Below are 12,045 nucleotides of genomic sequence, written 5' to 3' on the forward strand. Positions count from 1 at the left end.
CTCCTGATTAAGCAAAAACTTGCGTCAAATGTTCACGATACTGTGCCATATAAGCTTCAACTTCTGGTGCTTTGATCACATCATTGACAATAAATGTCGGTAAAGACTGCATACCTAAAAACTGATTGGCTTTATGAAAAGGTAAATAAACACCATCAACGCCAACCCCTTCAAAAAATTGATCAGCTTCTGTAAATGCATCAATCGGTGCATTCCACGTTAAAGACAACATATATTTTTTATCGTGAATTAAACCGCCAGAACCATATTTTTTAGCAGTATCTGAACGTGAGCGACCATCACTTGCATATAAAGTTCCATGCCCTTCTGTGAAGATATCATCAATATACTTTTTCACTGTCCACGGTGCGCCCATCCACCAACCGGGCATCTGATAAATCACTGTATCTGCCCAAAGAATTTTTTGAACTTCTACTTGAGGCGTATCTGGGCTTTCTGCGCGGGTGATTCTAATATTATGGCCTAACTCGGCTAAAACATTTTCAGCCAATTCAGCTAAGGTGTCATTTAACGTACCATTCGAATGGGCAAACTGTTTAGCGCCATTAATAATTAAGATATTACTCATACAAAAAAACCTTCAATATTTATTTCTGAAGGCACTATAGCGACAACTTTTACTGTGAAAAACTCCCTAATCAGCAAAATATTATTGATTAAAAATCATGAATTAATATTTCTGAACAAAAAAAGTGCCCGAAAGCACTTTTTTATTACAGCAACCCCATTAAGGTATTAACCCTTCATCTCGCATTGCAATTTGTACAGACTGACGTTCTGCTACTTTATGGCGAATATGAATAATGTTTTTATATGGTGTTAAATCGTGTTCAATTGAATTAGACCAGTTCGTCAATACAAAAAGGTAAGCATCTGCAGGGCCAAAATTATCATCTACCAAATAATCATTGTCTGATTCGCCAATAGATTTATCTATATAAGTTAATAAACGGTCAATTTCAGCATAAGCTTTCTCTTTTGCATCCGTACTTAGTGGGCCACCAAAGAATACGGCATAAGCATCATGCAATTCTGAATTTAAATAACCTAACCATTCTAAAACTTTAGCACGCCCTAAGCCTGATGGCGGAATTAAATCTTGTTTCGGATCATGCTGTGCAAGAAAAGGTAAAATGGCCACGTTTTCGGTCAAAATCAAACCCGGATTAATTTCCAACGCTGGTACATAGCCTTTTGGATTAATCTCGTAATAATCTACGCCCTTTTCAGTTTTATGAGTTTTTAGATCAACACGAACCAAGTCAAAATCTACATTAATTTCATTTAAAATAATATGCGCGGCCAAAGAACACGCGCCTGGAGAATAATAAAGCTTCATATCTGATTTGATCCTTGTTATTAACTATTCATTGTTTTAAATCGCTTCTGAAAAACTTTCAAGTGATCAGACCTGTAAATTGCAAAAAAAAGCATAAATGTATAAAAACATCTATCCCCTGAATATTGTCTAAATTACATTTTTTTTCAAGTCAAAATATTAGGCATTTTTACATGCTAAGGTTTTAACATACGCAGGTTTTCAATTTTATGAAAAAATACTGTGCTTCAGCTATCGAATATTCAAACCAATGCCCTTGCACATTTAGTCGTTGGGCAAGCGATGACTCTTCTGACTGCTATGATTTAAGCCCTTACAGCTTATTTTTAAATTGCTAAATCAATCTGCTTTGTTTTTTAAATTGTGGTCTATGGTTTCTTCCATGCTTTGGCTATTTGATTTTTTATTACACAAACCACTGAACTCAATAAAATAAATAACTTAGGCTATTTATCGCTCTAATGTAGCTGTTCTATATTTATTTTGGTATTTTATTTATACAAAACAAAAAATCATCGGCTTTTATCGTACATTCATAAATTGGAAATACTTCCGTTCAGGTCATTTTACCACTAGAGCAAGTTGCGCGCGCTCTCATAAAATAAGCCTATTGTGAGCTTTGAATATAGCTTAGCTCAGTCAGTTCCAATCTTTTGACTGCGTTTATTCATGCAGATAATGCAATAAAATTTGACTTGTTCAGCTTAAGACTTAAAATACTGCATTCAAAATTTTTACATTTGCCAAAGTTATGTCGAACGATCAATTAGACCAGCAAGTTGTAGAGCTGGACAACTTAAGCGAACAACGCGAAATTGTCACATTTATGCGTCGCTCAACACCGTTGAATACCTCTCAACGTACTGCGCTTGAACAATATGGTCACTTAATTTTGGAATATCCTGTTGGCGATTTGCGTCAACATTTTGAGCACCCAGAACATCCCTTAACGGTAGAAATTGGTTTTGGTATGGGGCGCTCATTGGTTCTTATGGCAAAAGCAAACCCAGAACGTAATTTTGTCGGTATTGAAGTGCATATTCCAGGTATCGCGCAATGCGTATTTGAAGCAGGTATGGCCGAACTGAAAAACTTGCGTGTTTTAGATGCAGATGCCATTCAAGTTTTACGTGAAATGCCTGACAACAGCATTGATACGGTTCAACTCTACTTCCCAGATCCTTGGCAGAAAAAACGTCATTTCAAACGTCGTTTTGTTTCCCATGATCGTATGCCATTGGTTGAGCAAAAACTGAAAATGGGCGGTACATTCCATGCAGCTACTGACTGGGAACCGTATGCAGAATGGATGCTAGATGTTTTGGATAATCGTCCAAATTTAGAAAATGTAGCGGGTAAAGGCAATAGCTTCCCACGCCCAGACTGGCGTCCACAAACCAAATTTGAACGTCGTGGCCTAGAAGCTGGACATAAAATTAACGACTTCTTATTTAAGAAAATTGGTTAATTTTAGCTTCAATTAAAAAAGCGCTCTATTTGAGCGCTTTTTTATTCATCAATTTCTAACGGATAAATAACTTATAAATCCACATTTGAATTGAAGTTCCATAAGGAGGATAAATAAGCTTCATTAAACTAAATTTTGGGCGGACAAAAACAGATTTGGCATGACTAAACGTTTTAAAACCTTCATGTCCATGATAATGCCCCATTCCTGAAGGGCCAATGCCTCCAAAAGGTATATCTTCCATGCCAGCCGTAAGCAAGGTCTCATTCAAACAAACCCCTCCACTATGGGTCTCATGTAACACTTTTTGTTGCTCAGCCTTGTTATAGCCAAAATAATATAAAGCCAATGGTCGTTCTCGATCATTAATATATTGAATTGCTTCCTCTATTTGGTCATAACAAACAATAGGCAAAATAGGGCCAAAAATTTCATTTTGCATTAAGGCCATATCATCTGAAACGTCGGTCAATACAGCATGTGGCATACGGCGACCATCAGACTCTGCTTCTATTTGAATAAGCTGTGCACCCTTTTGTTGTGCATCCAATAAATAATGCTGTAAACGTTCAAACTGACGGTCATTGACCACGGCGGTATAGTCGGGGTTATTGCGAATACTGTCGGGATAAAATGCTTTAATCACCTCAAAATAGGCTTTGACAAATGCATCCTGCTGACTGCGATGTACCAAGGTATAATCTGGCGCGACACAGGTTTGACCTGCATTCATGGTCTTACCAAAGGCAACCCGTCGGGCACTTTCTTTTAAATCAGCATCTTTAGCAATAATGACTGGAGATTTGCCACCCAGTTCTAAAGTCACAGGTGTTAAATTGTCGGCAGCAGCATGCAAAACATGACGCGCCACAGCGGTAGCTCCTGTAAATAATAAATGATCAAATGCTAATTGGGTAAATTTTTGCGCTATTTGTACATCACCAGTAATGACATGAATTTGGCTTTCATCAAATTTTGATGCAATTAACTTTTGAAATAGTGCTGAAAACTCAGGAGTGAATTCACTCATTTTCAACATCACACGGTTTCCAGCCGCCAGTGCCTGAGCCAAAGGCCCAACAGCTAGAAATAAAGGATAATTCCAAGGAACGACAATCCCAACAACGCCCACGGGCTGATACATCACATAAGCACTAGCAGGCTGAAATAAAATACCCACATGACGTTTACTTGGCTTCATCCATTTTTTTAAATGCTTCAAACTATGTTTAATACCATTCAAACTGGTCATGACTTCAAATAAGCGGGTTTCATCTGTACTACGATTTGAAAAGTCGTGACTAATTGCCGTGGCAATTTCATCCTGATGGGTAATTAAAAGCCCATACAATGTCTTTAAATCTTCAACACGTTGTTCAAGGCTCGGATAAGTGTGTTGTTTGAATGCCTGTTTTTGCAGTTCAAACGTATGGCTTAAAGCAAAATCATTTTGATCGTGATTAAACTGCTGTTCCATTGCCATAATTTTTTCCAACTTTTATCTTTATTTATAAAATAAATGAAACAAAATGTGATGTCAGCACAATTCTGTGTCAGTTTAAGCCACTTGTTGCTGTAAATAATACTGACGAATCAAATCTACCGCTTTTTCCGCAATCATAACAACGGGAGCATTGGTGTTGCCATTGATTACATTTGGCATAATTGAAGCATCGACCACTCTTAGATTTTGTATACCATAAACTTGTAATTGTGGATTGACCACGGCCATGTCATCTACACCCATTTTACAGCTACCCACGGGATGATAAACCGTGTCGACACGCTGACGCAGAATAGCTCGAATATCATCATCACTTTTCACGTCTGCTGTAAATAAGTCTTGTTTGTAAATTTCAGACAACGCTGGCGACTGCATTAATTTTTGTGTCAATTTAAAGCCTTGAACTAAATCTTCTAAATCTTGTTCATCGGCTAAAAAATTAGGATCAATTTTTAATGGATCGCTAATTTTCGGGCCACTCAATTGAATTGATCCTCGACTACGCGGGTTCAGTAAACAGACATGATAAGAGACACCATGGCTTGCATGAAATTTACGTGCATGATCATCGACCAATGCCACGACAAAATGTAGCTGTAAATTAGGAATGCTTAAAGAAGGATCACTTTTCAAGAAACCGCCACATTCAGCAAAATTTGAAGTAATCATACCTTTACGTTCACGACGATAACGCTGAATTTGCTTAAACATATCTAAAGAACCCGACATTGAAATACCGAAAGTTCCCTGAATTTCTTTTACTGTATAACCAAAAATAAAGTCAGGATGGTCATGAAAGTTTTGGCCAACACCTGACAATGAATGTACACAGTCAATCCCATGCTTTTTCAGTTCTTGTTCAGGGCCAATGCCTGAAAGCATTAAAATTTGTGGCGATTGAATTGCTCCTGCACAAAGCAAAACTTCTTTGGTTGCCTTTATTTGCTTGATTTGACCTGTATGATGGATTTCGGCACCAATGGCTATTTTATTTTCAATTAAAATTTTATGAGTAACTGCATGACTAAGTACCGTTAAATTTGGACGATTTAAATGCGGTTGCAAATATCCACGAGAAACACTACATCTTTCACCATTCACATGGGTCACTTGATAAACCCCTAAACCTTCCTGTTCTGCCCCATTAAAATCATCTAACACGTTATAGCCTTCGGCTTGTGCTGCTGCAATATAGCGCTGATGTAAAGGATTATCCGTGCGTAGATTACTGACTGAAAGTGGCCCCGTATTGCCATGATATTTGTTCTGAAGAGATGCATTGTTTTCTGACTTAATAAAATAGGGCAAAACTTCTTGATATGACCAACCTGTATTGCCTAAAGAAGCCCAATGGTCATAGTCAGCCTGGTTACCTCGAATATAAATCATGGCATTAATATTCGATGAACCACCCAGGCCTTTCCCACGTGGTTGATAGCCTTTGCGGCCATTCAAACCTGCTTGAGGTACCGTTTCAAATGCCCAATTATTAATTTTAGTCGGAAGGCTAATCACAGTGGCGGCTGGAACATTCACTGTCCAGTTATTTCCATCACCACCTGCTTCTATTAAACAAACAGATATATTGGGGTCTTCAGTTAAACGTCCAGCTAAAACGCAACCAGCACTTCCGCCACCAATGACAATATAATCAAATTCATTTTGCATTCTTTTTTCCATAGTCTTTATTTTTATAAATTAAAGGTATGCTATTTTTCTAAAATAGAATAATCGATATTAAAAATACATTTGAATAAAGCCATCGAAAATACTTTTATTATCAAGCATCTGTATTACTCAGTTTTTAGGCGCGCAATATAGCCCTGATAAGTGAGTATTTGACAAAAACGTTCAACATACCCAAAGCCAGCTTGCTGTAAAAAATTACGTGTCTGTATTTCCGTCAGCGGAAAAAAATCATCTTGCATTCTGCTCAGCATCGCCTGCGTTTGCTGTTTAGACAGTCCATTTAATTCACAAATCTGCTTTAACCCGTTAGATTGCGACACCGATTCGAACTGCATTAAGTCGAAAGTTAAGAAGATACCGGTTGCACTTAAGCATTGTTGCGCGCTGTGTAGAAAACACTGTTTTTGATCAAAAGGTACAAAATGCGTCACTAAAATAGATAAAACAGCATCAAATTTTGGCTGATTGATCAATTGTGTATGCTGTCCCAAAATAAAATGAACACGCTCATCCAAATTCCACGGCGCAACATAGTTTTTAGCTTTTTCTAGCATAGCTGTTGAAAGTTCCGTGACGGTAAACCGACACTGTGGAAATTGTTGCAACAAATATCCCAACTCATAGCCTGTTCCAGCACCAATAATTAAAATATTGGCGTGTGTATGTAAATGAGCCTTTAATATCGCCAAAATTTGTAAATGAACAACTTCATAGCCAGGTATTAATTTTCTAATATGCTGATCATAACCATCTACAACCTGTTGATTATTAAAGTCCTTGGCCAAAATTATTTGCTCCTAAATATTTTAAAATTGGTGAGTATTAACTTATGACTGGTGGCGTTTTAAAATTTGCTCACTGAGCAAGTGATACACTGCTTCTAAATCTGGACGCTGGTCTTGTTTCAACATCTGTGCATGCATTGCAATAATATTTTGATCCCCTCGCATTGCGGGGCCTGTTTGCATGTTGCGTGGTTCGGCTTGTAACGCTTTTTGCGCTGTTTCTATGATGAGTGGATAAAGTAAACTAAAATCGACCTGTTTCGCATCTACAATTTGTTTCGCCATGTCATAACAATAATTACTGAAATTACAGGCAAATACAGCAGCCAAATGAAGGCTCAAACGTTGCGCAGAATTATATTGATACACGCGCTGACTCAACTCATTGGCCAATTGCAGTAAGGTATTTAAATCTGTCAGATGAGTCGCTTCTATAAATAGAGGTGTACTGTACCAATCAATCTCACGCTCTAAACTAAAAGTCTGTAAAGGATAAAATACCCCTGCTCTTGCATGCACTTTCGTCAGTTTTTCAATGTCTGTACTGCCCGAAGTATGCACAATCAAAGTATTGGGTAAGTACGTATGCACGTGTTGAATAACATCAGATATTGCACTATCACTAACTGCAATAATCAATACATCTATTTCAGCACTCAATTCAGCAAAGGTATGTACTGCTTCAGCTTTGACCTCTGTTGCCAACTTTTGAGCATGAACAAAGCCTTGACTATAAATTTGTATAATTTGATGGTGCTGTTTTAAGGCATGTACCAAATGATGAGCAACGCGCCCTGCTCCAATAAAACTAATTCGCATAATTTGTTCACAGCATTTTATATAACCACAGCATGACAATAAAAAAAGGACGAATCAATTCGTCCTTTTATAAAAATGTCGTTTTGTTCTAATTTATTTAATTAAATAAATTATTTAAATAAACGGAACGCTCATTGGTCTTTTGAATAAAGCATTTACTGTACTGAATTGCCTGATTTTGGGCATACATTGCATCATTCCAGTCATTCGCTTTCTTTTGATAAGTTTCTAATTCTTTATCATCAATTTGATGAACGCTTTTTTGCGCAAGCACTTTGCAGTCCACATCACGTTTTTCAAACCAATCAGATTGATCTTGTTGTAAGGATGTTCTCTGTTCAGCAGTCAAACGATCCCACGCCACATTTAACTTTTCAACAGCTACTTTTTGCTCACCATCAATTTCTTTTTGACGAACATCTAATGCTTTTTGTGCCAGTTCACGTTGTGCTACATCATCTTCAACAGATTTTTTTGAATATTCTTTATTTTTTTCATTTACTTTTAGATAGGACGCATATTGCACCGCTAACTCTGTTAAATGAGCTGCCTCACTAATAATTTCATGACTTTCCATGGTTAGGCTAATTTCATCTTTATCAGATTTTTCAATGTGATAAATAAAATCAATACCATTTAATTTGTCATTTTTTAAGGTCAAAGCAGGAAATGAATTATTGAAATAATCTTGCAGTGTGTAGGTTGAATCACTGTCTTCACCTTCACACTCATCACATGGCGCATCCATAAATGCATTTTCAGCTCGTTTTTGCAGACCATTTGGTAAAACAGCCGTAATTAACGTACTGCAATCTAAGGTCTTTGCTTGTTCAGGGTTGTCTGTTTTTGTGCTGATATGACCAATTTCAAATTTGATATTCTTACGGATTTTATCCAGCAATGCTTGATCTGCTTCATAGCCAGAATGGCGTAAACGCTGATCTAAATTCTTTAAATATTCATCTTTTACATAATCTTGTAATTGTTCAATATTTGCTGGCGCAGTACAACTAAAGTCCGTAACTTGCTGTACCTTAGGTTCTTCAACCACCGTTTTATCTTTTTTATTTTTAAAATAATCACAGCCTGAAACCAAGACTGTACTGCACATCAAACCGAGAATAATTGCCTTGTTCATTTTATCTAAACCATGGTGTTTTATAATTTTGGTATATTTAAACAAAAAATCTGACTTTACGCCATTACCTTGACCCAAAATCCCTGTTGTTATACATAGATTTTTTGACTTCAGTTATAAGTAGCATTCCTTTTTAAGGAATTAGTTAAATCATCTTCCAAGAAAAAGGCTCGGATTTAAAAGTCCGAGCCCCGTATTATTGCAAGCACATAGTATGCACTTCACATGACAAGCTAAATAATAAAAGCCTTAGCTTGTGAAACTTCTCACAACCTTGCCTTTAACAGTCTGGTTAATTAATGGTGTATTTTTACCATTTGACACAATACTGCCTTTATTCAGCACCCATTCCAACTCAGGGTCAACCAAAACCCAACCTGACTCTGCAACCCAACGCTCATACATATTTGCCACTTTTGCAGGTGCGACAGTCACTTTTTCAACCCATGCTAAAGGTTCAAATAAGCCTTCATGAATCAACTGCACACCAAAAGGAACAAAGGTATCAAAAGCAGTGAAACCCGGTTGTGTTTCGGCAAAAGGTGCCATTTTTGCTGAACTACTAAGCGGTTCATGATGCGTGCTAATCGCGTCAATCACGCCATCTTTTAAACCTTGGCGCAGTAGGGTTTTGTCTTGTTCTGAACGCAATGGCGGACGAACATGCGCCAGTGAATTAAAACCATCAATGAGTTGATCGGTTAAATGCAATTGATGCATAGCCACATCACAGGTTACGGGTAAACCTTTGGCTTTGGCGGTTTTAATCAATTCAACCGAAGCACCACAAGACAATAAACCAAAGTGTGCGCGCACACCTGTTACTTCAACCATCAGTAAATATTTGGCAATGGCAAGGGTTTCAGCTAGTGCAGGAATCATAGGAAGGCCCTGACGCGAAGCAACAAAGCCTTCATGTACACAACCATCTTTGGCAATTTGATGCTCCTCTGCATAGAACACCACTGTCATGTCTAAACCAGCAGCGTATTCTAATGTACGAATGACCACATCATCATCAGCAAAGGGTGCATTAGCATTTGAAACAGCTGTACAGCCACCCTTTTTTAAACCGGCCATATTGGCAGGTTGTTTGCCATTTAAACCTTGCGTTTGTGCGCCAATAACCTGTAAATAAATTCCCCCATCCAACATTGCCTTTTCCACTAGGCCGTGAATTAAAGCACCATTGTCTTGCACAATTGGTTGTGAATCTGGTGGCGTGAAAACATGCAAAATGCCATTTTCGCGGGCAGCTTTACCTTCAGATTTTAATGTGCCATGTTGTTGCTGGCCGGGTTCACGTAAACGTGCACATAAATCGACCATGGTTGGCATTAGCCATTTTCCTTGGCCATCTAGCGTTTCGGCTATGTGATTCGATGATGCAACGCGTTTTCCATTTTCAATAAATACTGTTTCTACGCTGTCCGTTTGATCAATCGGGTTTAAGACACGTACATTTTCAATTTTTACAATAGTCATGACTTTATACCTTATCCCGCAATCGCGTCTAACAAACCTTTTTCCTGCAATTGGCCCTGCATAGCCAAAGCCAATACCGCCATACGCACCGCAATACCATTGGTCACCTGACGTAAAATGACAGATTGAGGGCCATCGGCAATACTTGAATCAATTTCTACACCACGGTTCATTGGGCCAGGATGCATCACAATACAATCAGGTTTAGCTAAGGCCAAACGCTCTTTATTCAAACCGTACATTTTATAAAATTCAGCTTGAGACGCTAAAGCAGGTGAATCAATGCGTTCATTTTGAATACGTAAGGTAATAATTACATCACAGTCACGAATACCGTCTTCCATTTTATTGAATAAACGGACATCTTCGCCAAATTCACTAAAACCATAAGGAAGTAAGGTATTTGGCGCAACCACGCGAATGTCTTTGCATCCTAATGTTTGTAAGGCAGCAACATCTGAACGGGCAACACGTGAATGTTTAATATCACCAATAATAGCAATACTCATTTCTTCAAATTTTTTCTTAGTTTCACGGCGAATCGTCAGCATATCCAACATAGCTTGGGTCGGATGCGCGTGGCGACCGTCTCCTGCATTAATAATGGCGATATGCGGGCACACATCTTTGGCAATAAAATGTGGTGCACCTGAAGATGAATGACGTACCACAAAAATATCGGTTGCCATTGCTTCCAAATTCCACAAAGTATCACGCAAGGTCTCACCTTTTGAGGTGCTTGAACGGGCAATATCAATGTTTAGAACGTTAGCGGAAAGTCGTTTTGCTGCGGCTTCAAATGTGGTGCGGGTACGCGTCGAATTTTCAAAAAATAGGTTCATTACCGTGCGACCTTCTAAAAGATTATTGGTAATTAGCTGATTTTGGTCATTAAAAAAGGACTGCGCAGTGTCCAATATTTTTGTGAGGGTTTCTTTAGAAAGACCTTCGATGGTGAGGAAATGTTTTAAGTTCCCTTCTTGGTTGAGTTGAATCTGACTCGGTGTATGCAATGCCGCCAAGTGCATGAGAGATTCCTGATTGTTAAGTTAACGTATTATACAGAGAATCACCTTCTTTAGCAGTTGAAGTTTTCAGCAATTAAAATACTTTTTTTTCGAAATAAAATTTAAATATAAAAATCCTATGTATTTATTAAATAAGATAATTTAAACAAAATTAGAGGAGTGAAATTATAAAATATCAGTTGCACTACTTCTATTTACTGTTTTAACAATGGTTTTAGATTGCACGTTTATAGATAAATAAACAGACCATAAGCAACAAAAACTACTTAAAGTCTGCCCCAAATACTTTATAAAAATTAACGCAGTGCGCCAATATAATGGTGCGAAACCTGTGCCTTATAAATCTCATCAGCAGTTGCTTCGCTGATATATTCAGGTTCTATCATTTCTAAACTTTCTACTTTTACAGGTGTTTCTGAACCCGTGGTTAAATCTAATAAATCATATAAACGCTGAATCAACCGATCTAACTCTAGATCATTGGTTTTCATTGCAATCTCAATTACATATTTAGCATATTCTTTATTTTCAACCAAATAGCGTACGTCAACAACATGACCTGTCACTCGACGAAGGCGTGTATAAAATAATGTTGCTACAGAAAATGTGTCTGAATCTCGAGTATTTTCGTGCTGTACGACACCTAACATATCTTTCCCCTTGCCCAATAAAATAAAAACTAAAATGACACCACTTTTCAAATTGCAGAAGCAAATACCATCTTAAATAAGCAAGTTGCATACCAATAACGTGATCATTCTTTTGATTA

11 protein-coding genes are annotated in these 12,045 nt (G+C 37.7%); 1 reads left to right on the plus strand and 10 read right to left on the minus strand.

Annotated features, from left to right (window positions below; all coding sequences use genetic code 11):
- Positions 1 to 7 precede the first annotated feature (7 nt).
- Together BBP83_RS07390 and BBP83_RS07395 are read right to left on the minus strand one after the other, a co-directional pair.
- Positions 8 to 589 carry an NAD(P)H-dependent oxidoreductase gene (locus BBP83_RS07390; RefSeq protein WP_068887020.1) on the minus strand — a complete coding sequence of 194 codons (582 nt, stop codon included), beginning with the start codon at positions 587 to 589 and terminating at the stop codon, positions 8 to 10.
- Between the two features lie 159 nt (positions 590 to 748).
- Positions 749 to 1,360, minus strand: a complete 612-nt coding sequence (locus tag BBP83_RS07395) for a glutathione binding-like protein (RefSeq protein WP_068887022.1) — start codon at positions 1,358 to 1,360, stop codon at positions 749 to 751.
- Between the two features lie 751 nt (positions 1,361 to 2,111).
- On the opposite strand from BBP83_RS07395, the gene trmB reads away from it, so the two are divergent.
- Positions 2,112 to 2,828 (plus strand): tRNA (guanosine(46)-N7)-methyltransferase TrmB, encoded by a 717-nt coding sequence (trmB, locus tag BBP83_RS07400; RefSeq protein ID WP_068887024.1) that lies wholly within the window; start codon positions 2,112 to 2,114, stop codon positions 2,826 to 2,828.
- A 55-nt stretch (positions 2,829 to 2,883) separates the two neighbouring features.
- Here trmB and BBP83_RS07405 read toward each other — a convergent pair whose 3' ends face one another.
- The 8 genes from BBP83_RS07405 to BBP83_RS07440 form a co-directional block, all read right to left on the minus strand.
- Complete coding sequence (locus tag BBP83_RS07405) at positions 2,884 to 4,311, minus strand: coniferyl aldehyde dehydrogenase (RefSeq protein WP_068887027.1); 1,428 nt, start codon at positions 4,309 to 4,311, stop codon at positions 2,884 to 2,886.
- A gap of 75 nt (positions 4,312 to 4,386) precedes the next feature.
- Complete coding sequence (locus BBP83_RS07410) at positions 4,387 to 6,000, minus strand: GMC family oxidoreductase (protein WP_068887029.1); 1,614 nt, start codon at positions 5,998 to 6,000, stop codon at positions 4,387 to 4,389.
- A 125-nt stretch (positions 6,001 to 6,125) separates the two neighbouring features.
- Positions 6,126 to 6,806 (minus strand): class I SAM-dependent methyltransferase, encoded by a 681-nt coding sequence (locus BBP83_RS07415; protein WP_068887031.1) that lies wholly within the window; start codon positions 6,804 to 6,806, stop codon positions 6,126 to 6,128.
- A gap of 42 nt (positions 6,807 to 6,848) precedes the next feature.
- Positions 6,849 to 7,625 (minus strand): Rossmann-like and DUF2520 domain-containing protein, encoded by a 777-nt coding sequence (locus tag BBP83_RS07420; RefSeq protein WP_068887033.1) that lies wholly within the window; start codon positions 7,623 to 7,625, stop codon positions 6,849 to 6,851.
- A 97-nt stretch (positions 7,626 to 7,722) separates the two neighbouring features.
- Positions 7,723 to 8,763, minus strand: coding sequence for a hypothetical protein (locus BBP83_RS07425; protein ID WP_068887658.1), 1,041 nt, complete (start codon positions 8,761 to 8,763; stop codon positions 7,723 to 7,725).
- A gap of 249 nt (positions 8,764 to 9,012) precedes the next feature.
- Positions 9,013 to 10,248, minus strand: a complete 1,236-nt coding sequence (locus tag BBP83_RS07430; protein WP_068887035.1) for a dihydroorotase — start codon at positions 10,246 to 10,248, stop codon at positions 9,013 to 9,015.
- Between the two features lie 11 nt (positions 10,249 to 10,259).
- Positions 10,260 to 11,276 (minus strand): aspartate carbamoyltransferase catalytic subunit, encoded by a 1,017-nt coding sequence (locus BBP83_RS07435; RefSeq protein WP_068887037.1) that lies wholly within the window; start codon positions 11,274 to 11,276, stop codon positions 10,260 to 10,262.
- 296 nt (positions 11,277 to 11,572) lie between these two features.
- On the minus strand, positions 11,573 to 11,926 hold the full coding sequence (locus tag BBP83_RS07440; RefSeq protein WP_068887660.1) for a hypothetical protein: 354 nt from the start codon (positions 11,924 to 11,926) through the stop codon (positions 11,573 to 11,575).
- Positions 11,927 to 12,045 lie beyond the last annotated feature (119 nt).

Origin of the sequence: Acinetobacter celticus, assembly GCF_001707755.1 — a bacterium.
GTDB lineage: Bacteria > Pseudomonadota > Gammaproteobacteria > Pseudomonadales > Moraxellaceae > Acinetobacter > Acinetobacter celticus.

Bases quoted from the DNA above. Each gene is read 5' to 3' on its own strand.
- BBP83_RS07390 (WP_068887020.1), bottom strand. From the start codon at position 589: ATGAGTAATATCTTAATTATTAATGGCGCTAAACAGTTTGCCCATTCG.
- BBP83_RS07395 (WP_068887022.1), bottom strand. From the start codon at position 1,360: ATGAAGCTTTATTATTCTCCAGGCGCGTGTTCTTTGGCCGCGCATATT.
- trmB (WP_068887024.1), top strand. From the start codon at position 2,112: ATGTCGAACGATCAATTAGACCAGCAAGTTGTAGAGCTGGACAACTTA.
- BBP83_RS07405 (WP_068887027.1), bottom strand. From the start codon at position 4,311: ATGGCAATGGAACAGCAGTTTAATCACGATCAAAATGATTTTGCTTTA.
- BBP83_RS07410 (WP_068887029.1), bottom strand. From the start codon at position 6,000: ATGCAAAATGAATTTGATTATATTGTCATTGGTGGCGGAAGTGCTGGT.
- BBP83_RS07420 (WP_068887033.1), bottom strand. From the start codon at position 7,625: ATGCGAATTAGTTTTATTGGAGCAGGGCGCGTTGCTCATCATTTGGTA.
- BBP83_RS07425 (WP_068887658.1), bottom strand. From the start codon at position 8,763: ATGAACAAGGCAATTATTCTCGGTTTGATGTGCAGTACAGTCTTGGTT.
- BBP83_RS07430 (WP_068887035.1), bottom strand. From the start codon at position 10,248: ATGACTATTGTAAAAATTGAAAATGTACGTGTCTTAAACCCGATTGAT.
- BBP83_RS07435 (WP_068887037.1), bottom strand. From the start codon at position 11,276: ATGCACTTGGCGGCATTGCATACACCGAGTCAGATTCAACTCAACCAA.
- BBP83_RS07440 (WP_068887660.1), bottom strand. From the start codon at position 11,926: ATGTTAGGTGTCGTACAGCACGAAAATACTCGAGATTCAGACACATTT.